Below are 23,553 nucleotides of genomic sequence, written 5' to 3' on the forward strand. Positions count from 1 at the left end.
ATGAGCAATGCGGAGACCCTTCCGGACGAGGTGCTCTGCGCCGCCGGAGGCACCGGGGAGATCGAGCTGCTCGAGCCCCGTGCGGTGCCGCTCGGCGGGCCGCGGGCCATGGACGTGCGCCGGACGCTGCCGCAACGGCGGCGCAGCCTCATCGGCGCGTGGTGCTTCCTGGACCACTACGGCCCGGACCACGTCGCGGCGTCCGGCGGCATGCGGGTCCCCCGCCACCCGCACACCGGTCTGCAGACCGTCAGCTGGCTCTTCACGGGGGAGATCGAGCACCGCGACTCCGCGGGCTTCCACGCCCTGGTCCGCCCGGGCGAGCTGAACCTGATGACGGCCGGCCGTGGCATCAGCCACTCCGAGTTCTCCACCCCGTCGACGACGCTCCTGCACGGGGCCCAGTTGTGGCTCGCCCTGCCCGAGGCCGCCCGCCACACGGCCCCGACGTTCGAGCACTATGCGCCCCAGGCCGTCGAGGGGCCGGGCTGGAGCCTGCGCGTCTTCATCGGCTCCCTCGCCGGCAGCACCTCGCCCGTCGCCACGCACACCCCGCTCCTCGGCGCCGAGATCCTCCTGGAGGGCGGCGCCGAACTGGAGCTCGAGCTCGATCCGTCCTTTGAGCACGGACTGCTGCTGGACGCGGGCGACCTCTACCTGGACTGCCCGGCCCCCGACGCCCCGGGGCCGGTCGGCACCGGCCAGGAAGCCCAGGGCGCAACCACCGCCCCGGGCGCGGCGACCGCCCGGGGCGGCATCGCGGCGGTCCGGGACCACCTCGCCTACCTGCCCACGGGCCGCGCGCGGCTGGTGCTGCGCGCGGGGGCCGAGCCGGTCCGCGCCCTGCTGATCGGCGGGGAGCCGTTCGACGAACAGATCGTGATGTGGTGGAACTTCGTGGGCCGCAGCCACGAGGAGGTCGCCGCCTACCGCGCCGACTGGCAGCGGGAGATCGGCGCCGAGGGACCCCTCGGCGCGGCGGCCGGCAGCCTCGCGGCCCAGGCGGGGGGAGCGGGCGCCGGGACCTCCGTACCGGCGCCGGACGATCCCCGGACGGACCAACCTGCGACGGACAGGACCGGAGGGGACGTCGCTGGCTCGGGCGGACCCGGGACCGACGAGGCCGGAGGGGACGTCGCCGGGGCCCCACCGCCCGCGGACGGGCTGCGGTTCGGCACTTTCCCGCCGGGCGAGCCGGACCCACTGCCCGCTCCAGCGCTGCCGAACGCGCGGATGCGGCCCCGCGGCGGGCCCGCCGAACAGCGGAACAACCGGACGAACCACCAGGAGGACGCCATGGAACACGCCGAGGCCGCAGCCCAGGACGACGGCCGGGACGAGGGCAAGAACGACGCCGCCGGGGACGCCATCACCGTCCGCCACAACGCCAAGCGGCGCCGCTACGAGCTGCTCGACGGCGAGGCGGTCATCGGCGCGGCCCACTACCTCCCGTTCGGCCAGGACCAGCGGATCTTCTTCCACACCACGGTGGACGAGGCCTATGGCGGGCGCGGGCTCGGCGGCCGACTGGCCGCGGCCGCGCTGGACGGGACCGTGGCCGAGGGGCTCCGCATCGTCCCGGTCTGCCCGTACATCAAGGCCTACCTCGGCAAGCACGCCGGGACCGCGGACAGCGTCGACGCGGTCACGCCGGAACACCTCCAGGCCCTTCCCCGCGCCTGACGGCCCCACGGGCCAGGCTGAACGCCTCCGGCCGGCCCACACGACCACCCGCCCAGACCGCCCTGCCTCCCCGAGTCCCCAAGCCCCCACGTCCACGCGTCCACGCGTTTACGAGCCCACGAACCCACGAGCCCACGCTGACCCGCACCGACACCGCCCCGCTGACCCGCTGACCCGCTGACCCGCCTCACCCAGTTCACGTCATCTGGGCGAGTCGACCCTCTACAGGCCAGACCACCCCGTAGACCCCGTGGCCTCGCCCAGATGACGTGAAGTGGGCAGGGAGGCGGAACGTGGAATGGGAGCGAACGGGGCAGGGAGGACTAACGCGGGAGGGAGGCGTGCCGCTCTTCCGCCTCGCCCAGCGCCGCGTCCAGCGCGTCGACGAGGAACTCCGTGGCCTCGGCGTCGAACGTCAGCGGTGGCTTGACCTTGAGCACGTTCCGCCGCTCCGAGCCCGGCTGCGTGATGACGCCGAGCCCGAGGAGCCGCTCGCAGACCCACGTGGCCTCCTCGGCGGCCGGCGACCCGTCGGCGCGCACGAGCTCCACGCCGAGGTAGAGCCCCGCGCCGTGCACGTGCCCGATCAGCGGGTGCGCCTCGGCCAGGTTCCGCAGCGCGGCGCGCAGCCGCTTGCCCGTGCGGCGGGCGTTGCGGATGAGGTCCTCTTCGCGCAGGGCGTCGAGGACGGCCAGGCCCACGCGGCACGCGGCCGGCGAGCCGCCGGTGGAGGAGAAGAACCAGCCCTCCGCGGCGAGCGAGTCGGCGATCGCCCGCGTCGTGAGCACGCCGCCGAGCGGGAAGCCGTTGCCCATGGGCTTGGCCAGAGCGACGATGTCCGGGACCACTCCCTCGCGCTCGAACGCCCACTGCCGCCCCGTCCGGCCGAAGCCGAGCTGCACTTCGTCGGCGATGCACAGCCCCCCGTGCGCCCGGACGGCGTCGTAGACGGCCGCGAGGTAGCCCTTCGGCAGCAGCACCCCGCCCGCGTTGCCGAGCACGGCCTCGCTGATGAACGCCCCCACGGGCGCGCCCGCCGCCTCGCGCTCGGCGAGCCGGGAGGCGAGGTCCGCGGCGTGCCGGGCCCCGGCGTCGTCCGCCGTTTCCCCTCCCGGGACCCGCCCGTGCAGGGGATGCGGCGCATCGGCGAGCACCACCCAGTCCGGGCGCGTGCCGGCGGCGTGCGGGTTGTCGAACGCGCTCGTCGTCACGGCGTCGGCGCCGGGCGTCCACCCGTGGTAGGCCTCGCGCAGGGCCGCGACGCCGGTGCGCCCCGTGGCCGTGCGGGCCAGCTTGAGCGCCAGCTCCACCGCCTCGGAACCGCTATTGACGAGCAGCACGGTGTCCAGGCCGGACCCCTCCGGGGCGAGCTCGACGAGCCGCTCCGAGTAGTCGGCGAGCGCCTTGTAGAGGAAGCGCGAGTTGGTGTTGAGCAGGCGCAGCTGGGACGCCGCGGCCCCGGCGACGCCGGGGTGGCCGTGGCCGAGGACCGAGACGTTGTTGACCAGGTCGAGGTAGGACCGGCCCGAGGAGTCCACGAGGTGGTGCCGCCAGCCGCGCTCGAACCGCGGGGGCTCGGCGAAGAACCGCTCCTGCGCGGAACTCGCGTGGGCGTCCCGGCGCCGCTGCTCGGCCGCGGCGGACGGCTCGGCGGCCGTGGGGGCCAGCCCGAGCAGCACGGCGGGGTCGCGGGTCAGCCGCCGCCAGGCCGGGGCCAGCGCGCCCGTGGTGAGGAAGGGGACCTCGGCGCGGTCCTCGGGCGCCTCCGGCGCGGTCCACTGGATCCCGACGGCGCCGCCGAGCCCCGGGTACGACGTCGGCGCCGTGGCCAGGAGCGCGCCCCGCGGCACCCGCCCGTCGGGGTCGGCCCAGCGGGCGGGGACGACGCCGGTGAGCAGCAGGCGCCGCCCGTCGGCACCGCGCAGCTCCACGGAGTGCGTGTCCCAGGCCAGGGCGCGCCCGTCCCACGGCGCCGTGAGCGGGAACGGCTCGTTCGTGTAGAGCTGAAGGCCGAGCGGGATGGTCGACGCCGGACGGCGCGAGAGCGCGGGCGTGCGGGTCAGGCGCGGGGCGCCGTAGGGCAGGACGACGACGGGGTGCCGGGTCAGCGCCTCGGAGGCCAGGCGGTCCTCGGCGTCGGGATCGGTCCACGCGCCCGCGTCGAGCAGCGGCGACTCCACGCCGACGTCCAGCACGTGCGCGCCGCCGAGACGTGCCAGCGGGCCGGGGGCACCGTCGTCGTCCTCCTCCCGCTGCGCGAAGCCGAGCCGTTCGAGCACCGCGGCGGTCCCGGCCTCGACGGGCAGCGAGACGGCCTCGAGGAACCCGGCCCACTCGTGCTCCATGCGCTCGGCGGCGTAGTCGTTGCCGGGCTCGAGGGCGGTCTGCTCCCAGCCCGCGGCGACGAGCACGGCGGTCCGCAGCACGACGAGCGGCCACAGCGCCCGCGCCTCGGCCTCGGACAGGGGCAGGCGCGCGTGGTAGGCCTCCGCCGCGGCGAGGACCGCGAGGGGATCGCCCGCCCGGTGGCGCAGGAGCGACGCGCACAGCACCGCGGGCTCGGCGACGCGCCAGCCGCGGTGCAGGTCGCCGAAGTCGAGCACGGCCAGGCCTCGGCCTGGGGCGTCCACGACGTTGTCGTCGGTGAGGTCCCCGTGGATGGGTTGGAGCGGCAGGTCCAGGGACAGCGGGGCGATGAGCCCGTGTGCGCGGGCCGCAGCGGTGGCCACGGCCGTGGCCCGGCGGGCGTCGCCGATCGAGCCGAGGCCGGCCTGCACCTGCTCGAGGCCGCGGCGCAGGTCCCAGCCCAGCTCCCGGTCCAGCCCCGGGTGGTCGAAGCCGGCCAGGGCGCCGTCCAGGCCGGCCGCCGCCTCGCCGAGCCGGCGCAGCACGGCGTCGTCGAGGTGCCCGGCCGCGTAGAGCGTGCCGCCCTCGACGTACTCGAAGAGGCGCACGTGCTGGGTGGGGCCGTCCTGCAGCTCCACGCGCTGGAGCATGACGCCGTCGAGTCCGGGCCGGGCCGCGGCCGCGAGCCCCGGGCGGGCCGCGTTGACGTGGGCGATGCCCTCGAGCTGGGCCTCGAGTTCCCGGGCGGAGAAGGCCGTGTTATCCAGCTTGAGCACGCCGCGGGACCCGTCCGCGCCGTCGACGAGGAAGTTTCGGTCCTGGTTGCCGCCGAGCTCCCGCGCCGTCCCGTCCAGGCCGAACAGCGCGTGGGCCAGCGCCTCGGCGTCGCGGGGATCGGCCTCGGGGCGGCGCAGGCCGCGGCCCGGCGTGGATGCGGTTCCGGTCTCTTCGACGGCGAGACGGCGTGGGGCGGGCACGGTTCCTCCAGGGGGCGGTGCGGTGGCGTGCTCCCATTATGTCCTGCCGCCCGGCGGCCCGGGACCACCCGCTGGCGCACCCCTTGGACGTCCCCGGGCCGCGGCGTAGAGTGGCGCTCACCATCACCCCGCCCCGCACCGAGGAGCAGGACATGACAGAGCACAGCAGACACTGGGGGGAACCGCGGCTCGAGCCCGTGGTCCTGCACGTCGCGGAGGCGCGCACCGCCGTCGTCCGGGGCGCGGGCATCGACGCCGGCGGGCTGCGCGGCTTCTTCGACACGGCGTTCGGGGCGCTCGGGGCGGTCCTCGCCCGGGAACAGCTCAGCCCCGTCGGCCCCGCCTTCTCGCTCTATCCGAGGATGCCCGCCGCCACGGTGGACCTCGAGGTCGGCTTCGCGATCGACCACCCGCTCGTCGGCCGGCACACGACGGAGTCGGGGCTCGTCGTCGAGCAGTCCAGGCTTCCCGCGGGCGCCGTCGCGACCGTCTCCCACGTGGGCTCCTACGACGGGCTCGGCGAGGCGTGGCAGGTCCTCGTGGACTGGGCGGCGCGGACCGGGCACGCCGCGGGGCTGCCGTTCTGGGAGGTCTACGTGACGGAGCCCGGCCCGGAAGCCGACCCGGACACGATGCGGACCGACCTCTACCTCCCGGTCAGCGGCTGACCCCACCTCGGAGAGCGACAGGACGGTGGCGACCGACGGGCCGTCAGCCGCCGGGCGCCACGCCGGGCCCCGCCGTCGCCGCGGCGCGGGTGCGCGGGGCCGCCAGCGCCACGCCGAGCACGATGGCGGTGGCGAGCAGGAAGACCGCGGCGAACGGCGCGGCCGGTACCGCGGCGAACACGATGCCCGTCAGCGCGAGGGCGAGCGCCGCGCCCATCGAGTCGGCGATCGACAGCGCGGAACTGTTGGCGCCCTGCTGCCCGGGCGGCGAGGCGGCGAGCGTCATGACGCTCAGCCGCGGGTACATGAGCCCCATGCCGGCGCCCGCCACGGTCCACGCGGCGATCGCGACGGCGGCCGGCCAGTCGAGCAGCGTCGTCGCGAGCACGCCTGTGATGCCCGTCAGGACGAGCAGCGCCCCGCCGGCGACGGCGCGCGTGTGGTCCAGTCGCCCGCCCAGCCGGCCCTGGACCGCGGACGCCCCCGCCCAGCTCAACGCGGCCCCCGTCAGCGCGAGCCCCGCGAGCGAGGCGGGGAACGCGTAGCGCTCCATCAGGAGGTAGGGAAGGTACACCTCGGCGCCGAGGAACCCGGCGGAGACGGCGCCCCGGACCAGGATGACGGTGGGCAGGCCCCGGCGCGCGGTCAGCGTCCCGGGCGGCACCAGGCGGCGCAGCGCGGCGAGGGCCGCGGCCGCTGCGGCCACCGACCACAGGGCCGCGGGCCACGGGAGCGCACCGACGCGGTCCAGGGCGAGGACGGCCACCGCGGCGAGCACCGACCAGAGCAGTCGGGTCCGTGGGCGGGTCGCGCCCGCCCTGGCCCCGCCGGGCGCGGCCTCTCCGGGCCGGGGATCGGGGAGAGGTCGGGACTCCGGGGCAGGCCGCGGCGGCAGGGCGGCGAGGGAGGGCCTCACGAGCAGCAGGGCGGCCGCGACGAGCACGACGACGCCGAGGAAGACCCAGCGCCAGCCGACGGTCTCCGCCGTCGTCCCCGCCACGAACGGGCCGATCATCGAGGGCACGACCCAGGCGGCCGCGAAGGCGGCGAAGATCTGCGGATGGAGGGCGCCCGGGTAGATCCGGGCGACCACGACGTACAGGGCCACCGTGATGCCCCCGCCGCCGAGCCCCTGCAGGAGGCGCCCCGCGACGAGGACCTCCATGCCGGGGGCGAGTCCGCACACGAGCAGCCCGGCGCTGAACAGGAGCGACGCGGCGTAGAGCGGTCCAGTGGGTCCGGTGCGGTCGGCCCACGCACCCGCGGCGACCATGCCCACGACCCCTGCGGCCAGGGGTCCGGCGAAGGCCAGGGCGTAGAGCTGCGCCCCGCCGAGCTCCGCGCTGACGACGGGCATGATCGTGGTGACGGCGAGCGACTCGAACGCGGCCAGGAAGACCAGGACGAACGAACCGACCGTCGTGGCGGCGAGGCCCGGGGCCAGGATGCCGCTCCGGGGCGGGCCGGAATGCGGCGTGTCCATGCGCCGACTCTAGCGCCGCCCGGACGCGGGTGCCGAACTAGAAGCCGCCGCCCTCGCTCGCCATGTTGTTGAAGCGCTGGTAGTGCCCCTGGAACGCGACGACGATGGTCTTGGTGGGGCCGTTGCGGTTCTTGGCCACGATGATGTCCGCCTCGCCGGCCCGCGGGGACTCCTTGTCGTAGACGTCCTCGCGGTGCAGCAGGATCACCATGTCGGCGTCCTGCTCGATCGAGCCCGACTCGCGCAGGTCGGAGACCATGGGGCGCTTGTCCGTGCGCTGCTCCGAACCACGGTTGAGCTGGGACAGGGCGACGACCGGCACGTCGAGCTCCTTGGCGAGGAGCTTGAGCGCACGCGAGAACTCGGAGACCTCCTGCTGGCGGGACTCGACGCGCTTGCCGGAGCTCATGAGCTGGAGGTAGTCGAGCACCACGAGCTTGAGGTCGTGGCGCTGCTTGAGCCGGCGGCACTTGGCGCGGATCTCCATGAGCGACATGTTCGGCGAGTCGTCGATGAAGAGCGGCGCCTCGTTGAGCCGGCCCATCGTGGTGGCGATCTTGCCCCACTGCTCGTCCTTGATGGTGCCCTTGCGCAGGTCCTGCAGCCCGATGCTCGCCTCCGCCGAGAGCAGGCGCATCGCGATCTCGTTGCGGCCCATCTCGAGGGAGAAGACGACGGTCGTGAGGTTGTTCTTGATGGCCGCCGAACGGGCGATGTCGAGCGAGAACACCGACTTTCCGACGGCGGGGCGCGCGGCGACGACGATCATCTGGCCGCCGTGCAGGCCCTGCGTGAGCTCGTCGAGCTCGTAGAGCCCCGTGGGGACGCCCGTCATGCCCTCCCCGCGGCTGCCGGCGGACTCGATCTCGTCCACCGTGCTCTCCATGACGTCCCGCAGCGGCACGTAGTCCTCGGCCGTGCGGCGCTCGGCGACGGCGTAGATCTCCGCTTGCGCCTGGTTGACGATCTCGTCGACCTCGCCGTCGTGGGAATAGCCCATCTGGACGATCTTGGTGCCGGCGTCGACGAGGCGCCGCAGGACGGCGCGCTCGCGGACGATCTCCGCGTAGAAGCCCGCGTTGGCCGCCGTGGGCACGGACTGGATGAGGGTGTGCAGGTAGGCGGGGCCGCCGATGCGGGAGATCTCGCCGCGCTTGGTGAGCAGGTCCGAGACGGTGACCGCGTCGGCGGGCTCGCCGCGGCCGTAGAGGTCGATGATGGCCTCGAAGATCGACTCGTGGGCCGGGCGGTAGAAGTCGATCCCGCGGAGCACCTCCACGCAGTCGGCGATGGCGTCCTTGGAGAGCATCATCCCGCCGAGCACGCTCTGTTCGGCGACGAGGTCCTGCGGCGGGGTGCGCGCGAGGTCGGCGTCCCTCGATCCGCCCTGTTCGGTCTGCGCCAGTGACACGCCGTTCCTTTCGCCCGCTGCCCCGGGGCCGCCGGCGGCGGGCCCATGATGCCCTCCCCAGTATCCCAGCCGCCGCCGCGCGCAGGGAGCGGCATGGACGGCTGTGGATAGTGGTGGAGTGCTGTCACCCTAGCCCCTCTCCCGCCCGTTCCCAAGACAGTTATCCACAGCCCATGTGGAGAAGCTGTGGGAAGAGGGGCCCGTTATGTGCACAGCTTGGGGAGGAAGCTGTGGATGAAATGCCAATTTCAGAATCAATCCGGCTCTGACTAGGTAAAACATCCTCTGCTAGCTGTTGGTGGAAGAAAGTTTGTCATCAACATTCAGGTGCCACTTGCAGGTTTCGTTGGGGAAAACCCTCCGCTGGAACGGCGTTCTCCACAGGTGACCGGCCGGTATCCACAGACACGCCCGGGATCTGTGCACGAACGGCCGGGCGTGTGGTTGTTCCGGGCGTCCCGGCGCTGGGATACTGGGGCATGGCCGATCCCGAAGCCCGTGGGCCCCGTCCCGGGCGGGAATCAACGACGCTGGGAGCCCCGACATGGAACTGATGGCCACGATCCTCATCTGGACGGCGCTGATCGTCGGCGCAGCCGCCCTCATCCGCTGGGTGTTCGTCACGCGGCCCCGCAACGAGCTCAACGAGGCCGACGTCTACATCCAGCGGCTCAATGCGGAGGCCGCGCAACACCAGCTCGACGACGCACGCAAGGCCGACGAGCTCCGCCGGGCCACGACCGAGCGCACGCTCGCCGCCCAGCGCGCGGCACGGGAGCGCAGCGGCCGGCCGGAGGTGCCCACCACGCGCGGACCCGGCATCAGCGCCTCGCGGACCTCGGCCGAGGCGGCTCCGAGCGACCCGACGGCTTTCGGGCGGCGCACGGCGGTCGATCCGACGGCGGCCCCGAGCGCCTCCAACGCCGACTACCAGGCGGTCCTCGAACTCGTGCGGCGGGGCCAGCACATCGCCGCGATCAAGAAGGTCCGCCAGGACACGGGGATCTCGCTGACCGAAGCCAAGCAGTTCATCGACTCGCTCGCGGGGAAGTAGCGCCGGACCGGGAACCGCTTCCCCGACGGGTTCCTCGACGAACCTCGTCCTAGACGAACGTCTCGGAGTGGAGGCGGCGGAACGCCGAGCCGTGGAAGACGAGCGGCGCGTTCGCCCCGTCGTGCGTGGCGTGGCCGTGGACGCGCAGCAGGACGACGGTGTGGTCCCCGGCCGGGATCTCCTGCTCGATGCTGCAGTCAAGCCACAGCGAGGCGTCGTGGAGGAAGAGGGCGCCCTCGTCCGTGGAGTCGAGCCGGAGCCCGGCGAAGCGGTCCCCCGACTTCGAGGCGATCTGCTTGCAGACGCCGTCGTGCCCCTCGCCGAGGATCGAGACGCCGATGCGGGCCGAGTCGCGCAGCTTCGGCCACGTGCGGGAGCTGTTCTGGGCGGAGAACAGGACGAGCGGGGGCTCGAGCGAGACGCCGACGGTGAAGGACGAGGCGACGATCCCCTGCGGCTGGTCGTCGACGATCGCGCACAGCGCGGCGATCCCGGACGGGTGCTGGGCAAAGGCGTTGCGCAGGGTATTGGGGCTGAGGTCCTGGGACAGGGACATGGCTTCCTCCGGTGTGCGGCACACCGGGGCGCGCACCCTCAGGGTGCACCGTCGATGCGCGGTACTTGCCGCACCGGGGCATCCGGCCGGCCGAATCATCACCTGGAGCACCCCACTACCGTGAGAGGGTTGCCGGCCGACGAGCCAGGGCTTGGATGTCGACACTCTTGATTCACCACCAACGCTAGGCACACCCGGACGGGCGGGTCAAAGGTCGGCGCAACATTTCGCAAGGAGGGCCCGAACGCGGAAGGACCCCCGTCCACCAGGGACGGAGGTCCTTCACGGGCTCCGGAGAGGCTCCGGGACCGGGATGCTACTTCTTCTTCGCCGGGACGACCTGCAGGTCGATCGTGGCGGAGACGTCCTCGTGCAGGCGCACGGTGGCCTGGTAGTTGCCGAGCGACTTGATGTGCTCCGGCAGCTCGACCTTGCGCTTGTCGATGGATCCGAGGCCGGCCGACTCGACGGCCTTCGCGACGTCCTCGGCCTTGACGGTGCCGAACAGGCGTCCGGACTCGCCGGCCTTGACGGTCAGCTTGACCGGCTTGCCGGTCAGCGACGCGGCGAGCTGCTGCGCATCCTCGAGGGAGGCAACGGCGCGCGCGGCGCGGGCGGCCTTGATCGACTCGACCTGCTTCTCGCCGCCCTTGGTCCAGGTGATGGCGAAGCCGCGGGGGAGAAGGTAGTTACGGGCGTAACCGTTCTTCACCTCGACGATGTCGCCAGCGGTGCCAAGACCCGTCACTTCGTGGGTCAGAATGAGCTTTGCCATGGTGTGTTTCCCCTTCCCTAGCCGCGGCCAGCGCCGGAGTAAGGCAGCAGGGCAACCTCGCGCGCGTTCTTGATGGCCTGGGCGATCTTGCGCTGCTCCTGGACGGAGACGCCGGTCACGCGACGGGCACGGATCTTTCCGCGGTCGGAGATGAACTTGCGCAGCAAGGCGACGTCCTTGTAGTCGATGACGGTGATGTCAGCGGCCTTCAAGGGATTGGACTTTGGTTTGGGCTTACGGAGTTCAGCCTTAGCCATCGTGGAGCTCCTTTATCAGGTGGAGCCCGCAGAACTGTTCTGCGGGATGGTGGATATATCTAGGTGTTTAGAAGGGCGGTTCGTCGTTGCCCGGGTTGCTGCCCCAGCCGCCGCTGCCGGCGGTCGAGGGAGAGGACCAGGGGTCCTCGGCCGGGGCGTTGTTCCAGCCGCCGGAAGACGCGCCGGAGCCCGCGCCGGCGTTGCCGCCGCCGAAGCCTCCCGCGTTGCCGCCGCCGAATCCGCCGGAGTTTCCTCCGTCGAACCCGCCGCCGCCACCGCCGCCACCGCGCTGGACGCGCTTGACGGTCGCGGAGGCGTACCGCAGCGAGGGGCCGATCTCGTCGACCTCAAGCTCGATCACGGTGCGCTTTTCGCCTTCCTTGGTTTCGTAGGAACGCGACTTCAGCCGGCCCTGGGCGATGACGCGCATGCCCTTGGTCAGCGTCTCGGCGACATTCTCGGCAGCCTCGCGCCACACCGACGCGCGGAGGAACAGCGTTTCGCCGTCCTTCCACTCGTTGCTCTGGCGGTCGAAGGTCCGGGGGGTCGAGGCAATGGTGAAGTTCGCCACTGCGGACCCCGACGGGGTGAAACGAAGTTCCGGGTCGCCGGTGAGATTACCGATGACCGTGATGACGGTCTCGCCTGCCATGGTGCCTCCTCTGGTCGGTTTCTACTGCGGTTCCGCGCAGACTACTCTGCGGAGACCTTCTGGTCTTCCGGGCGGATGATCTTGGTGCGCAGGATCGTCTCGGTGAGAGACAGCTGGCGGTCAAGCTCGGCGGAAGTGGCCGGGGTGGCGGTGAAGTTGACCACGGCGTAGATCGCCTCGGTCTTCTTCTTGATCTCGTAGGCCAGACGACGGCGGCCCCAGATGTCGACGTTGTCGATGGTCCCGCCATCGTTGCGGACGACGTCCAGGAACTTGCCGAGGGTCGGCTCCACGGTACGCTCGTCGACCTCGGGGTCGATCAGTACCATCAGCTCGTAAGCACGCATGTGAACCCACCTCCTTTGGGCTAAACGGTCACGGTCTTTCCGTAACAGGAGGTTCTTTGCGTTGGCTGTCCCGCCGGCCCGCGAACCGGGCACGGCACAAACAGCCTGAACCATCCTACCGGATGCCTCCCGATCCACCCTAAACGCCCGGGCGCCGCCGCGGGACGCCTGTGAGGGGCCTTCCGCAGGGCGCCCTACGCGGCTCCCCCGCCCGCCATCCAGTCCGGCAGCAGCAGTCCCATGCAGACGGCGTCGATCCGCTGCCCGTCGTAGACGAGGGCCGCCCGGCGGAGGCCCTCGACCTCGAACCCGGCCTTCTCGTAGACGCGCTGCGCCCGCGGGTTGAAGGCGTAGACCTCGAGGCCGATCCGGAACAGCTCCGTCTCGGTGAAGGCGTAGCCGAGCAGCGTGCGCAGCGCCGCGGTGCCCAGGCCGCGGTCCCGCCCGCCCGGCCCGATGAGCATGCGCAGGTTGCAGGACTGGTTGGCCGGCTCCCACTCGTTGAGCACGATCTCCCCCACGCAGCCCCCGCCCTCCGCGTCGACGACGGCGAGGTCGAGCCGGTCGGGCTGCGCGGCGCGGCCGCGGTAGCAGGCGGCCGTCGCCTCGTCGATCCGGGGCGAGGCCGCCGCGGCCGCCGCGGAATCGTGCACGGATCCGGTCAGCCGCAGCACCTCGGGGTCGGCGAGCACGGGGCCCATGGCCTCGATGTCCTCGTCCGTGAACGGACGCAGCAGCACGGGCCCGCCGTCGAGCACGGGCTTGTGCGCGAACGCCGTCCCTGCCCGTCCACCATCCGCCGTCCCTTCCCGTCCGCCGCGCCGCTACGCCGCGAAGAAGGCCCGGCAGACCCGGGACAGGCGCAGCGGGTCCTCGACGCCGCACAGCTCGCGCGCGGAGTGCATGGACAACAACGGAATGCCGACGTCGACGGTGCGGATCCCGAGGCGCGTCGCCGTGAGCGGCCCGATCGTGGAGCCGCACGGGATGACGTTGTTGGAGACGAACTCCTGGTAGGGGACCCCGGCGTCGTCGCAGAGCCGGGCCCAGAGGGCGGCCCCGACGGCGTCGGTCGCGTAGCGCTGGTTCGCGTTGATCTTCAGGAGCGGGCCGCCGTTGAGGACCGGGTGGTTCGCCGGATCGTGCCGCTCGGCGTAGTTCGGGTGCACGGCGTGGCCCGCATCGGCCGAGACGCACACGGAGTCCGCGTACGCCCGGTACCGCTGCGCGTCGTCGGCCCCGAGTCCCGCGGAGATCCGCTCGAGCACTTCCTGCAGGAACGGGCCGGCCGCACCGGAACGCGTCGCGGAGCCGACCTCCTCGTGGTCGAACGCGGCGAGGAGCGCGATCCGTTCACCGGGCGCCCCGTCGGCCGCGTGGGCGGCGAGCGCCGCCAGCGAGGCGTGGACGGAGGAGAGGTTGTCGAGCCGGCCGCTCGCGAAGAACGCGTCCGACTGCCCGAAGACGCGGGGCTCCTGGGTGTCGGCCGCGACGACGTCGTAGCCCCCGACGTCGGCGGGATCCACGCCCGCGGCCCCGGCCAGCAGGCCAAGCAGGTCGGCGCCGGCCGCATCGCCGAGGCCCCACACGGGGTTCATGTGGCGCTGCTTGTCGAGGGCGAGGGACTCGTTGACGTTGCGGTCCAGGTGGATGGCGAGCTGCGGGAAGCGCAGGAGGGGGCCCGTGCGGGCCAGGACGGTGCCGCCGTCGCGCAGGGCGAGCCGTCCGGCGAGCTCGAGCTCGCGGTCGAGCCACGAGTTCATCAGCGGCCCGCCGTAGACCTCGACGCCGGCCTGGAGCCAGCCGTGCGCCCCCGTCGTCGGCCGGGGCTTGAGCTTGAACGACGGCGAGTCGGTGTGGGATCCCACGAGGTGGAACCCGGTCGTGGGGCCGGCCGATTCCGGGACCGTCCAGGCGATGACTGCGCCGTCGCGGAGCACGTAGTAGGCGCCCGGGCCGGCGGGCCAGTCCGCGGCCTCGTCGAGGCCCGTGAATCCGGCGGCGTCGAGGCGGCAGGCGGCCTCGGCGGCCGCGTGGTGGCTGGAGGGCGAGGCCGCGACGAACGCGCCGAGGTCGGCGGCGTGATCGAGGGCGTCCTGGGAGGCGGTGCTGGTGCTGGCCATGCTCTGCTTCGGTCCGATCTGTGGTCTGGGTCTCTGCTCGGCTGTCTCGATGCTACCGGGATCTAGACGCCCTGCCGGTAGCGGGCGAACACCACGAGGCCCAGCCCCAGCAGGATGCTGCCCCAGCCGGCGATGCCCCAGCCCAGGACGGAGGCCATGAACGCGCCGCCGGCGAGGAAGACGACGGCGAGCATGAACCAGGGGCTGCGGAGGAACTCGATGTTCACGCGGACCGCCTAGTAGTCCAGTCCCTGGCTGGGGACCACGAGCCCGGTCTCGTACGCGTAGACGACGGCCTGGACGCGGTCGCGCAGGTGGAGCTTGGTGAGGATCCGGCGCACGTGGGTCTTCACGGTGGCCTCGGAGAGGAAGAAGCGGTGGGCGATCTCCGCGTTGGAGAGCCCCTCGGAGATCGCGCCGAGCACCTCGAGCTCGCGCGGCGTGAGGTCCTCGAGGAGCGGGTCGCGCTCCGGCGCGTGGGGCGTCGTCGCGTGGGCCGCCCCCGTGGTGCCGCGCCCGGCCGTCCCCGCGCTGCGGACGTAGGTCTCGAGCAGGCGCTGGGTGACGCGGGGCGCGACGACGGCATCGCCGCTGGCCACGAGCCGCACGGCGTGGACGAGCTCCTCCGGCGCGACGTCCTTGAGCAGGAAGGCGCTGGCCCCGGCCTGCAGTCCCGCGAAGGCGTACTCGTCGAGGTCGAAGGTGGTGAGGATGATGATGCGGGCGTCGGGGTGCGCGGCGGCGATCCGGCGCGTGGCCTCGATCCCGTCCATGCGCGGCATCCGCACGTCCATGAGGACGACGTCGGGGCGCAGCTCCTCGGCACGCTCCACGCCCTCCTGGCCGTCGGAGGCCTCGCCGACGATGTGCAGGTCCTCCTCGCCCTCGAGGATCAGCCGGAAGCCCATGCGCAGGAGCGGCTGGTCGTCGACGAGGAGGATGCCGATGGGGGCGTCGGGGCCGCGCTCGGGCTCCGCCGCGCGGTCAGCGGGCGTCTGCTGGTTCGTCACTGTCTTCTCCCTGGGGGCCGGTGGTTGGTTCGGGACCGCGGGGGGCGGTGAGGATGGCATGGACCACCCAGCCCCCCTGCGGTCCGGGCCCGGCGTAGACGGACCCGTCGTAGATGGCGGTGCGTTCGGCGATGCCCTTGAGCCCCTGGCCGCTGCCGACCGGTTCGCGAGGCGTCCCGGCGAGCTGCCCGTTGTCGGCGACCTTAATCCGCACGGTGTCCCCGTCGCGCGAGAGCTCGACCGTGACGCGGGTGACGCCGCGGCCGTAGCGCAGGACGTTGGTCAGCGACTCCTGGACGATCCGGTACACGGTGAGCTGGAAGGCGGCGTCGGTGGGGAGGGCGGGTCCCTCGTGGCTGAAGCGCAGCGGGACCCCGGCGACGCGGAAGCCGTCGAGCATCTCCTTGAGGGAGGACGACGCCGGCTGCGGGGCGAGCGGGGCGTTGGAACCGTCGCGCAGCACGCCGATGACGCGGCGCATGTCGGCGAGCGCGCCGCGTCCGGTGGAGGAGAGCTCGCGCAGCACCTCCGCGGCCCGGTCGGGGTCGCGCTTGAGGACGACGGCGGCGCCGTCGGAGAGCGCGATCATCACCGAGAGGGAGTGGGCGACGACGTCGTGCATCTCCCGCGCGATCCGGTTCCGTTCCCCGGCCTGGGCCAGGGTCCGCACGCGCAGCCCCCAGTTGGTCAGTTCGGCGTCGTGGAGGCGGTTGCTGCGCACGGCGGCCCCGATGCCGACGGCGGCCGAGTTGAAGACGAGGACGAACGCGGCGATGAGCCAGACGACGTCGGACGGGCGGGGGTCTCCGGGGCCCAGGAACGCCGTGATGTCCTCGGCGGCGTCGAGCGCCGGAACGACCCAGAGCATGAGCAGCAGGATCTCGACGGCGCTGACGAGCACGGCCATGATGAACATGCGCTTCGAGGCATACTTCGTCGCTGCGGTGTAGAGGGCGATCCACAAGCCGATGCTGCCGGCCCCGAAGAGGGGGTCCGCGATCATGATGGCGGCCTCGAGGACCATCACGGCGGCCAGGACGGCGAAGGTCCAGCGCCGCCGGACGGCGAGCGCGACGGCGATGCCCGCGACGGCCGCCGCAGGGACCCAGGTCCCGCGGTCCAGGGCCCCTGCGGCGGAGAACGCGGAGACGAGGAGGTAGCCGGCGACCACGAGGAGGTCGACCACGCCCGGCCGCTGCCGGATGAAGCGGAGCACGGGGCCGCGGCGCCGGTCGGCGAGCTCGGCGAAGGTGGGATCGGGCGTTCCCGGTCCCTCCCAGGGCGCGGCGGCGGTCATGTCTAGAGCTTAGCTTTCCTCGCGGGGCATGGAACGGGCGGACCGTCCCCGGCGGGACCCGCTCCCAGGGGTCCCGCCGGGGACGGTGGCGCCCACCGGTCCGGCCGTTCGTTCCGGACCGGTGGGCGCGGTCTGTGGGGCCGGACCCGGGGGTCCGGCGGGGCTGGCGTCAGACGTCGCGGCGGCGCAGCACGAGGGCCGAGACCACGAGGGGGACGATGGCCCAGGCCGCGAGCACGAGGGCCGAGACCCACTGCTCGGGGGCGTCCGGGAACGATTCGGAGGCGATGAGGTTCCCGTAGGCCGCGTCCGGCAGGTACTGCCGGATCGTGACGATGAGGTCGGCCGAGAACGCCATCAGGATCATCGGCAGGACGAACACGAGTCCGGCCAGCGTCACGATCGCTCCGGCCGAGTTGCGCAGCAGGGTCCCGAGCGCGAGGCCGATCAGTGCGATGGCGACGACGAACGCGGCGCCGATCCAGAGCTGGCGCTGGAACGCCTCGCCCGCCGGGTCGAACTCGATCCCGTAGCGGTCCGCGAGGGGCTGGACGGCGACGTAGGCCGCGAGCATCGCCACGACGGTCGTCGCGAACGCCGTCACGGCGGCGATGAGCGCCTTGGCCCCGAGGACGTTGAGCCGGCGCGGCGCGGCCGTGAAGGTCGCGCGGGCGGTGCCGGTGGCGAACTCCGAGCTCATCATCATCACGGCGAGCGAGCCGATGATGAGCTGGGCGAACGAGATGCCGCCGGACAGCAGCGTGGCGCCGAGCGTGGCGAAGTCCGGATCGGATTCCACGGCCCCCGCCATCTGCGGGTCGGCCGCGGCCTGCTCCAGGACCCAGCCGAAGCTCCAGGTGGAGATCAGGGCGATGCCGACGATGACGGCGACGGTGCAGGCCAGCAGGACGTACGTGGAGGAAAGGGTCGTGAACTTGATCCACTCGGAGCGCAGGATGCGCGCGAAGGTGAGGTCCTTGCCGTTCGGCGCGTGGCGGGGCCCGGCCCCGGGGGCTGCGTGGGTGAGGGTGCTCATCGCTGGGCCTGTCCTTCCAGTTCGGCGGCGTGGGGTGCGGTCTGGACGGGCCCGGGGCCCGCCATGCCGCCGGAGTGGTACTCCACCTCGTCCTTGGTCAGTTCCATGTACGCCTCCTCGAGGGAGGCCTCGAGCGGCGTGAGCTCGTAGACCAGGACGCGGTGGTCGAAGGCGCGTTCGGCGATCGCCCGGGCGGGGACGCCGACGACCTCGAGCTCATCCGGCCCCGTGGGCGTGAGCGTCACGCCGTCGGCCGCCAGGATCCGCATGAGGTCCTGCGGGTCGGGCGTCTTGACCCGGGTCCGGGCCCGGCCGGAGGCCGAGATGATCTCGGTGATGGGCGCGTCCGCGAGGATGCGTCCGCGGCCGATGACGATCAGGTGGTCGGCGGTCTGCGCCATCTCGCTCATGAGGTGGGAGGAGAGGAACACGGTGCGACCCTCCGCGGCGAGGCCGCGGGCGAGGTTGCGCACCCACAGCACGCCCTCGGGGTCGAGCCCGTTGACGGGCTCGTCGAGGATGAGGGTCTGCGGGTCGCCGAGCAGGGCCGCGGCGATGCCGAGCCGCTGCCCCATGCCGAGCGAGAAGCCGCCGACGCGCTTGCGGGCGACGCCGTCGAGGCCCGTGAGCGCGATGACGTCGTCGACGCGGCCGTGGGGGATCCCGTGCGTCGCCGCGAGCATCCTGAGGTGGTTGCGGGCGCTGCGCGACTTGTGGACGGCCTTGGCCTCGAGGAGGGCCCCGGCCTGGCGCAGCGGATCCTTGTGGCGGGTGAAGTCCCCGCCGTTGACGGTGACGTGTCCGGAGGTGGGGCGGTCGAGGCCCACGATCATCCGCATGGTCGTGGACTTGCCGGCGCCGTTGGGGCCGAGGAAGCCCGTGACCTTGCCGGGTTGGACGGTGAACGAGATGCCGTCCACAGCGCGCTTGCGGCCGTAGTTCTTGGCCAGAGAGTCTGCCTGGATCATGGCTTCCACGCTACGCACCGCCCCGGCCCGCGTCGCCGCCCGGGCGGATGATCTTGGGCCGGCACCGCCTCACCCTTCCGGAGGACGCGGCCGGGCCCGCGTGGCCTCAGCGGATGAGGCGCCGCTGCCGGGCCGCGTCGATGGCCGCGGTGCGGTTCTCGACGCCGAGCTTGGCGTAGATGTGGACGAGGTGGGTCTTCACCGTGGCCTCGGAGATGAACATCTCGCGGGCGATCTCCCGGTTCGCGAGCCCGCGGGCGAGCAGTTGGAGGGTCTCCGACTCCCGCGGGCTCAGGTCCCCGGGGTCGTTGCGGGCGGGCCCGAGCCGGGCGGCCAGCCCGGGGGCGAGGACCCGCCGGCCCGCCGCGGCCGCGCGGACGGCGGCCGCGAGCTCGGCCAGCGGAGCGTCCTTGAGGAGGTAGCCGGCCGCCCCGGCGTCGAGGGCGGAGCGGATGTCGGCGTCGGCGTCGTACGTCGTGAGGATGAGGACGGGGGGACCGGAGGCGGCGCGGATCCGGCGCGTGGCCTCGACGCCGTCCAGCCCCGCCATCTGCAGGTCCATGAGGACGACGTCGACGGGTGTGCCCAGCGTCGCCAGGCGCGCGAGCTCGGCGAGGGCGGCCGCCCCGTCCGCCGCCTCCGCGGCGACCTCGAGCCCCGCCTGCTCGGAGAGCACCGCCTTGAGGCCCGCGCGGACCACCGGGTGGTCGTCGACGAGCAGGAGCCTCAGGTCCATGGCGCACCCCCGGTTCCGCCGTCAACGCCGTCAGCGGGGGCGGGCAGGCGGATTCCGACGCCGGTGCCGTCCCCGGGCGCCGCGTCGACCTCGAGGCTGCCCCCGAGCCCGGCGACGCGCTCCCGCAGGGAGGCCAGGCCGAACCCCGTCCCGTCGGCGCGGGGCGCGGAAGGCAGCGCGGCGGGATCGAAGCCGGCCCCGTCGTCGTACACGTCCAGGACGACCTCGCCCGGGAGGTAGCCGAGGGTCACGACCGCGCGGCGGGCGCCCGCATGGGCGACGACGTTGGCGAGGCAGGACTGGGCGGCGCGCACGAGCGTCCGGGCCGTCTCCTGCGGGAGGAGGCGCGCTTCGCCGTCCTGGCGGAAGTGGCAGTCCAGGCCCCCGCCCGGCTCCGCCGTCCGTTCCGCCGCGGCGCAGAGCGCCCCCAGCCGGGCCGCGAGCCCCGCCGCGTCCAGGGCCCCGCCGTCCGGGGCGGAGGGCGCGGCGCCGCGGACGAACTCCCGGGCCTCCGCGAGGTTCTGCGAGGCGACCTCCCCGACCGTTTCGAGCCGTTGGGCTGCCAGCGGCGCGTCGCCCGCGGCGAGCGCGTGGTCCGCGGCGCGGGCGAGCAGCACGATGCTCGAGAAGCCCTGCGCGAGCGTGTCGTGGATGTCGCGGGCCAGCCGGGTGCGCTCGGCGAGGACCCCGGCCCGGTGCTGCTCCCGGGCGAGGGCCGCGCGGGCCCGGCGCAGCTCCTCGAGCGCGCGGTGCTGCGCCACTGACTCCTCGTAGAGCGCCCGGTAGGCCATGGCCATGACGACGGCGAACACGGCCCCGACGACGGGGCCGACGAGCATCGGCAGGCTCGGGGATCCCGCGTGGAACCACTGCCCGGCGACGACGGCCGCCGTCGTCAGGCACACCGCGGAGACCGCGGCCGGGCGGGAGAGCAGGTGCAGCTGCAGGAAGAAGAGCGGGAACGCGAGCCAGCTGAAGTCCGGGTGCATCGCCATGAGCACGAGCCAGAGGAGGACGACGGCGGCGAGCCAGGTCCGCGCATGGCGTCCCGGGTCGCCCGCGCGGCCCGTGGCGAAGCGGTGCTCCCAGACCGTCCCGGCGAGGTAGACGCCGCCGAGGGCGGCGGCCACGACGGCCGCCCACGCGGCCCTCGCGGTCCCCTCCGTCGCGGCGACGCGGATCAGGCCCACGGCGAGCAGGGACGCGAAGCCGACGTGCAGGCCGAGGCGCAGCACGCGCAGCACGGCCGCGCCGGCGGTGGGGGCCCCGGCGCTCATGCGGTGATCCCGAACTCGTGGCGCAGCGCGCTGCGGGCGGCGAGGTGGCCGCACATCCCGTGGACGGCGGGCCCCGGCGGGGTCGAGGAGGAGCACAGGTAGACGCCGGGAACGGGGGTGCGCCACGGCTCTGGTCCGGGCACGGGGCGGGCGAGCATTCCGGCGAGGTCCACGGCGCCGCCCGCGATGTCCCCGCCGACGAGGTTGGCGTTCGCGGCCTGCAGCGCGGGGGCGGTGTCGCTCCGGGTGGCCAGCACCCGGTCGCGGAAGCCCGGGGCCGCGGCCTCGACGACGTCGGCCACCGCCTCCGCCGGATCCCCGGGGTGGCCGTGCGGCACGTGGGTGTAGCTCCAGACGACGTGGCGGCCCTCCGGGGCGCGCGAGGGGTCCACGACCCCGGGCTGCGAGAGCAGGACGAACGGTTCCCGGGGCGGCACGTGGCGGGCCCGGCGCTCGGCGGCGGCGACGGCGGACGCGCTGCCGCCGAGGTGGACGGTCCCGGCGCGGCCGAGCTCCGGATCGGCCCACGGGACGGGGCCGTCGAGGAGGAAGTGGACGACGGCGGAGCCCGGCCCCCGGCGCGTGCGCAGCAGCCGCTCCCGGTAGCGGTCGGGCAGGGCGGGGACGGCGCGGGCCAGGTCGCCGGGTGAGGTTGCGAAGAGGACGACGGGCTCGGGGATCTCGCGCCGGTCGGCGATCCGGCGGCCGGTCTCGATGTGGCCCCCGTGCGCGGCGAGGAGCCCGGCAAGGGCGTCGGTGACGGCCTGCGAGCCACCGATCGGCACGGGCCAGCCCCCCGCGTGCGCCGTCGCCGCGAGGATCAAGGCGGCGCCTTGCGCGGCCGGGCCGCGCGAGCCTCCCGCGGTGTGGGCGCGGACGCCGGCGAGGAGGGCGGCCGCGCGGGCCGGCAGGGGATCGCGCAGGGCCAGGATCCCCGCGCGGGCCGCGAAGAGCGCCGCGGCCGGCAGGGTCGACGGGCGCGGAAGGCGCAGCAGCGGGTGCAGGAGGAGCTCCGCGAGCTCCGGAACGCGGTCGACGAGCGGGCCGACGAGCCGCCGGTACGCCGGGCCCTCTGCGCCGAGCCCGTCGACGGTGCGCTCGAGGCTCCGCCAGGCGATCGCCGCCCGGCCCGGCAGCACGTGGGCGTAGGACGCCTCCGGGACGGCGAAGCGGACGCGGTCCAGGACGCCCGACGCACGGAAGAAGGGGGAGGCGAGGGCCATCGGGTGGACGGCCGAGCCGGCGTCGTACACCGCCCCCGTCCCAGCCCAGGCGAGCGTGCGCGCGGCCCCGCCCACGGTCGCGTTGGCCTCGTAGACGCGCACGGAGAGCCCCGCGCGGGCCAGGGTCAGCGCCGCGGCGAGGCCGTTGGGGCCGGAGCCCACGACCGCGGCGTCGGCGCGGCCGCCCGGTTCAGGCGCCACCGCGCGGCTCCCGGCCGGCCCGTTGCCGGAGCGCCCCGAGGGCGCCGCCAAGGGTGAAGCGGTCCGGCGCGCCCGCGAAGGGGCCCGCCTGGGGATCGTCCTGGCCCACGCGCCGCACGGGGTCCTCCTCCGGGTGGAGCATACTGCGAGCGACCCGGTACATGATGTATGCCGTGGCAAGCATATGACCGGCGACGGCGAGGACGTAGAAGGCCGTGGGGAAGGTGTGCTGCTCCTGAATGTCGGCCGCGTTGGCGTAGAGGTACATCCAGATCGCCCAGAAGTGCAGCGCCTCCGCGAGCTGCCACGCGAGGAAGTCCCGCCAGCGCGGCCACGCGAGCGCGGCGAGCGGGATCAGCCACACCACGAATTGGGGCGAGTAGACCTTGTTGACGAGGACGAACGCGGCGACGATCAGGAACAGCAGCTGCGCCAGCCGCGGGCGGCGGGGCGCGGCGAGGCCGAGCGCGGCGATGCCGGCGCAGCTGAGCAGGAAGAGCCAGAACGCCGCGGAGTTGATGAACTCCGCACTAAGCTGCGGAGCCCCCGGCACGGCGGCCCCCGCGACGTTCCAGGCGTGCCACAGCGAGGACAGTCCCGCCTCGCGGTCGCGGGTGAACTCCCAGAAGTGGGACCACGCCGCCGGGTTGGAGAGCATGAACGGCAGGTTCACGGCGAGCCAGGAGGCCGCCGCGCCGCCCGCGGTGGCCAGGAGCGGGCGGAGCCGGCCCGTGCGCAACGCGAGGACCACGACCGCGCCGAGGAACAGGACGGGGTAGAGCTTCATCGCCATGCCGAGGCCCACGAGCACGCCCGCGAGGAACGGCTCGTTCCGTGCGAACGCCAGCACGGCGAAGGCCAGCAGGGCCACGGCCCACAGGTCCCAGTTGATCGTCGAGGCCAGGATCATGCCGGGCGCGACGGCCACCAGGGCGGCGTCCCACGGGCGGCGGCCCGCGGCGCGGGCGGTCGCCACGACCGTGGCGATCCACAGGGCCGCGACGAAGAAGACGTTGAGGTCGAAGAACGCGAGCGAGCGGTCGTAGTCCCCGGGCACGACCATCAGGGCCGTCAGGCTCGCGACGACGGACATCAGGACGGGGTACTCGAACTGTGCCCCGGCCGCGAAGGGCGCGAACGCGTTCTCGGCGAAGCCGCGGGCGTGGAAGAGCGCCGGCCAATCGGAGTAGCACGCCCAGATGTAGCTGTTGGTGCCGCCCCAGCCCTGCGTGCGGCACATGTTCTTCGCGCCGACGGCCGCGAGGGCGGCGACGGTGGTCATCAGGATGAGCACGCGCTCGATGGTCCAGAACCCCGGGCTCACGCGACCGGGATCGGTGTGGCGGCCCAGCGGGCCCCCGAGCACCTCGACGAGCCGGCGCAGCAGCGGGTCGTTGCGGCTCGGAACCGTGATCCGCACGGGGCCGCGGCGCGGCTCCGGAGGGGTGTGGCTCGTGGTCGGGTGCATACGGA

Annotated in this window: 22 protein-coding genes, 1 pseudogene and 1 riboswitch; of the genes and pseudogenes, 4 read left to right on the forward strand and 19 right to left on the reverse strand. The window is 73.7% G+C overall.

Annotated elements, in window-relative coordinates:
- A pseudogene (locus tag AC0QR5_RS12000) lies at window positions 1-963 on the forward strand (pirin family protein); the annotation flags it as partial.
- Window positions 952-1,683, forward strand: a complete 732-nt coding sequence (locus AC0QR5_RS12005; protein WP_475372528.1) for a GNAT family N-acetyltransferase — start codon at window positions 952-954, stop codon at window positions 1,681-1,683. The pseudogene AC0QR5_RS12000 and the gene AC0QR5_RS12005, both read left to right, overlap by 12 nt.
- Before the next feature lie 323 nt (window positions 1,684-2,006).
- On the opposite strand, the gene AC0QR5_RS12010 is transcribed toward AC0QR5_RS12005, so the two are convergent.
- Window positions 2,007-5,006: an aminotransferase gene (locus tag AC0QR5_RS12010; RefSeq protein WP_329861284.1), complete on the reverse strand. Its 3,000-nt coding sequence runs from the start codon at window positions 5,004-5,006 to the stop codon at window positions 2,007-2,009.
- A 152-nt stretch (window positions 5,007-5,158) separates the two neighbouring features.
- Here AC0QR5_RS12010 and AC0QR5_RS12015 point away from each other — a divergent pair, with 152 nt between their 5' ends.
- Window positions 5,159-5,674 carry a GyrI-like domain-containing protein gene (locus AC0QR5_RS12015; RefSeq protein WP_329861285.1) on the forward strand — a complete coding sequence of 172 codons (516 nt, stop codon included), beginning with the start codon at window positions 5,159-5,161 and terminating at the stop codon, window positions 5,672-5,674.
- Between the two features lie 43 nt (window positions 5,675-5,717).
- On the opposite strand, the gene AC0QR5_RS12020 is transcribed toward AC0QR5_RS12015, so the two are convergent.
- Together AC0QR5_RS12020 and dnaB are read right to left on the reverse strand one after the other, a co-directional pair.
- Window positions 5,718-7,157 carry an MFS transporter gene (locus tag AC0QR5_RS12020; RefSeq protein ID WP_329861286.1) on the reverse strand — a complete coding sequence of 480 codons (1,440 nt, stop codon included), beginning with the start codon at window positions 7,155-7,157 and terminating at the stop codon, window positions 5,718-5,720.
- A 37-nt stretch (window positions 7,158-7,194) separates the two neighbouring features.
- Window positions 7,195-8,568 (reverse strand): replicative DNA helicase, encoded by a 1,374-nt coding sequence (gene dnaB, locus AC0QR5_RS12025; RefSeq protein WP_329861287.1) that lies wholly within the window; start codon window positions 8,566-8,568, stop codon window positions 7,195-7,197.
- Window positions 8,569-9,112: 544 nt separating this feature from the next.
- On the opposite strand from dnaB, the gene AC0QR5_RS12030 reads away from it, so the two are divergent.
- Complete coding sequence (locus tag AC0QR5_RS12030) at window positions 9,113-9,622, forward strand: hypothetical protein (RefSeq protein ID WP_329861288.1); 510 nt, start codon at window positions 9,113-9,115, stop codon at window positions 9,620-9,622.
- Between the two features lie 49 nt (window positions 9,623-9,671).
- Here the strand turns inward: AC0QR5_RS12030 and AC0QR5_RS12035 are convergent, their stop codons facing one another.
- The 16 genes from AC0QR5_RS12035 to AC0QR5_RS12110 all read right to left on the reverse strand — a co-directional run bounded on the left by AC0QR5_RS12035 (window position 9,672) and on the right by AC0QR5_RS12110 (window position 23,548).
- Window positions 9,672-10,178 (reverse strand): flavin reductase family protein, encoded by a 507-nt coding sequence (locus tag AC0QR5_RS12035; protein ID WP_329861289.1) that lies wholly within the window; start codon window positions 10,176-10,178, stop codon window positions 9,672-9,674.
- 56 nt (window positions 10,179-10,234) lie between these two features.
- A riboswitch (SAM riboswitch) is annotated at window positions 10,235-10,351 on the reverse strand.
- A 143-nt stretch (window positions 10,352-10,494) separates the two neighbouring features.
- Window positions 10,495-10,953, reverse strand: a complete 459-nt coding sequence (rplI, locus tag AC0QR5_RS12040; RefSeq protein ID WP_329861290.1) for a 50S ribosomal protein L9 — start codon at window positions 10,951-10,953, stop codon at window positions 10,495-10,497.
- 17 nt (window positions 10,954-10,970) lie between these two features.
- Window positions 10,971-11,210, reverse strand: a complete 240-nt coding sequence (gene rpsR / locus AC0QR5_RS12045; protein ID WP_007269381.1) for a 30S ribosomal protein S18 — start codon at window positions 11,208-11,210, stop codon at window positions 10,971-10,973.
- Between the two features lie 67 nt (window positions 11,211-11,277).
- Window positions 11,278-11,862 (reverse strand): single-stranded DNA-binding protein, encoded by a 585-nt coding sequence (locus AC0QR5_RS12050; protein ID WP_329861298.1) that lies wholly within the window; start codon window positions 11,860-11,862, stop codon window positions 11,278-11,280.
- Between the two features lie 41 nt (window positions 11,863-11,903).
- Window positions 11,904-12,209, reverse strand: a complete 306-nt coding sequence (gene rpsF / locus AC0QR5_RS12055; protein ID WP_329861299.1) for a 30S ribosomal protein S6 — start codon at window positions 12,207-12,209, stop codon at window positions 11,904-11,906.
- A 194-nt stretch (window positions 12,210-12,403) separates the two neighbouring features.
- A complete protein-coding gene (locus AC0QR5_RS12060) occupies window positions 12,404-12,967 on the reverse strand; it encodes a GNAT family N-acetyltransferase (RefSeq protein ID WP_329861300.1) in 564 nt (187 codons plus the stop codon).
- A 66-nt stretch (window positions 12,968-13,033) separates the two neighbouring features.
- Window positions 13,034-14,332, reverse strand: a complete 1,299-nt coding sequence (locus tag AC0QR5_RS12065) for a M18 family aminopeptidase (RefSeq protein WP_329861302.1) — start codon at window positions 14,330-14,332, stop codon at window positions 13,034-13,036.
- A 62-nt stretch (window positions 14,333-14,394) separates the two neighbouring features.
- On the reverse strand, window positions 14,395-14,559 hold the full coding sequence (locus AC0QR5_RS12070) for a hypothetical protein (RefSeq protein ID WP_329861304.1): 165 nt from the start codon (window positions 14,557-14,559) through the stop codon (window positions 14,395-14,397).
- 9 nt (window positions 14,560-14,568) lie between these two features.
- A complete protein-coding gene (locus tag AC0QR5_RS12075; protein WP_475372529.1) occupies window positions 14,569-15,240 on the reverse strand; it encodes a response regulator in 672 nt (223 codons plus the stop codon).
- 76 nt (window positions 15,241-15,316) lie between these two features.
- Window positions 15,317-16,639 carry a sensor histidine kinase gene (locus tag AC0QR5_RS12080; protein ID WP_329861305.1) on the reverse strand — a complete coding sequence of 441 codons (1,323 nt, stop codon included), beginning with the start codon at window positions 16,637-16,639 and terminating at the stop codon, window positions 15,317-15,319.
- A gap of 169 nt (window positions 16,640-16,808) precedes the next feature.
- Window positions 16,809-17,675: an ABC transporter permease gene (locus AC0QR5_RS12085; protein ID WP_329862014.1), complete on the reverse strand. Its 867-nt coding sequence runs from the start codon at window positions 17,673-17,675 to the stop codon at window positions 16,809-16,811.
- Window positions 17,672-18,643 carry an ABC transporter ATP-binding protein gene (locus AC0QR5_RS12090; protein WP_329862013.1) on the reverse strand — a complete coding sequence of 324 codons (972 nt, stop codon included), beginning with the start codon at window positions 18,641-18,643 and terminating at the stop codon, window positions 17,672-17,674. The genes AC0QR5_RS12085 and AC0QR5_RS12090 overlap by 4 nt, the downstream gene beginning before the upstream one ends.
- A gap of 106 nt (window positions 18,644-18,749) precedes the next feature.
- On the reverse strand, window positions 18,750-19,379 hold the full coding sequence (locus AC0QR5_RS12095) for a response regulator transcription factor (RefSeq protein ID WP_329862012.1): 630 nt from the start codon (window positions 19,377-19,379) through the stop codon (window positions 18,750-18,752).
- Window positions 19,370-20,656, reverse strand: a complete 1,287-nt coding sequence (locus tag AC0QR5_RS12100) for a sensor histidine kinase (protein ID WP_329862011.1) — start codon at window positions 20,654-20,656, stop codon at window positions 19,370-19,372. Before AC0QR5_RS12100 ends, AC0QR5_RS12095 begins: the two co-directional genes overlap by 10 nt.
- Window positions 20,653-22,080: a phytoene desaturase family protein gene (locus tag AC0QR5_RS12105; protein ID WP_329862010.1), complete on the reverse strand. Its 1,428-nt coding sequence runs from the start codon at window positions 22,078-22,080 to the stop codon at window positions 20,653-20,655. Before AC0QR5_RS12105 ends, AC0QR5_RS12100 begins: the two co-directional genes overlap by 4 nt.
- Complete coding sequence (locus tag AC0QR5_RS12110; protein WP_329862009.1) at window positions 22,070-23,548, reverse strand: glycosyltransferase family 87 protein; 1,479 nt, start codon at window positions 23,546-23,548, stop codon at window positions 22,070-22,072. Before AC0QR5_RS12110 ends, AC0QR5_RS12105 begins: the two co-directional genes overlap by 11 nt.
- Between the last annotated feature and the right edge of the window lie 5 nt (window positions 23,549-23,553).

This window comes from Arthrobacter sp. J156 (assembly GCF_056172865.1).

Coding starts and splice junctions, on each gene's coding strand:
- AC0QR5_RS12080 (WP_329861305.1), bottom strand. CDS start 16,639: ATGACCGCCGCCGCGCCCTGGGAGGGACCGGGAACGCCCGATCCCACC.
- AC0QR5_RS12065 (WP_329861302.1), bottom strand. CDS start 14,332: ATGGCCAGCACCAGCACCGCCTCCCAGGACGCCCTCGATCACGCCGCC.
- AC0QR5_RS12110 (WP_329862009.1), bottom strand. CDS start 23,548: ATGCACCCGACCACGAGCCACACCCCTCCGGAGCCGCGCCGCGGCCCC.
- AC0QR5_RS12050 (WP_329861298.1), bottom strand. CDS start 11,862: ATGGCAGGCGAGACCGTCATCACGGTCATCGGTAATCTCACCGGCGAC.
- rpsF (WP_329861299.1), bottom strand. CDS start 12,209: ATGCGTGCTTACGAGCTGATGGTACTGATCGACCCCGAGGTCGACGAG.
- AC0QR5_RS12085 (WP_329862014.1), bottom strand. CDS start 17,675: ATGAGCACCCTCACCCACGCAGCCCCCGGGGCCGGGCCCCGCCACGCG.
- rplI (WP_329861290.1), bottom strand. CDS start 10,953: ATGGCAAAGCTCATTCTGACCCACGAAGTGACGGGTCTTGGCACCGCT.
- AC0QR5_RS12090 (WP_329862013.1), bottom strand. CDS start 18,643: ATGATCCAGGCAGACTCTCTGGCCAAGAACTACGGCCGCAAGCGCGCT.
- AC0QR5_RS12035 (WP_329861289.1), bottom strand. CDS start 10,178: ATGTCCCTGTCCCAGGACCTCAGCCCCAATACCCTGCGCAACGCCTTT.
- rpsR (WP_007269381.1), bottom strand. CDS start 11,210: ATGGCTAAGGCTGAACTCCGTAAGCCCAAACCAAAGTCCAATCCCTTG.
- AC0QR5_RS12100 (WP_329862011.1), bottom strand. CDS start 20,656: ATGAGCGCCGGGGCCCCCACCGCCGGCGCGGCCGTGCTGCGCGTGCTG.
- AC0QR5_RS12015 (WP_329861285.1), top strand. CDS start 5,159: ATGACAGAGCACAGCAGACACTGGGGGGAACCGCGGCTCGAGCCCGTG.
- AC0QR5_RS12030 (WP_329861288.1), top strand. CDS start 9,113: ATGGAACTGATGGCCACGATCCTCATCTGGACGGCGCTGATCGTCGGC.
- AC0QR5_RS12020 (WP_329861286.1), bottom strand. CDS start 7,157: ATGGACACGCCGCATTCCGGCCCGCCCCGGAGCGGCATCCTGGCCCCG.
- AC0QR5_RS12095 (WP_329862012.1), bottom strand. CDS start 19,379: ATGGACCTGAGGCTCCTGCTCGTCGACGACCACCCGGTGGTCCGCGCG.
- AC0QR5_RS12075 (WP_475372529.1), bottom strand. CDS start 15,240: ATGGGCTTCCGGCTGATCCTCGAGGGCGAGGAGGACCTGCACATCGTC.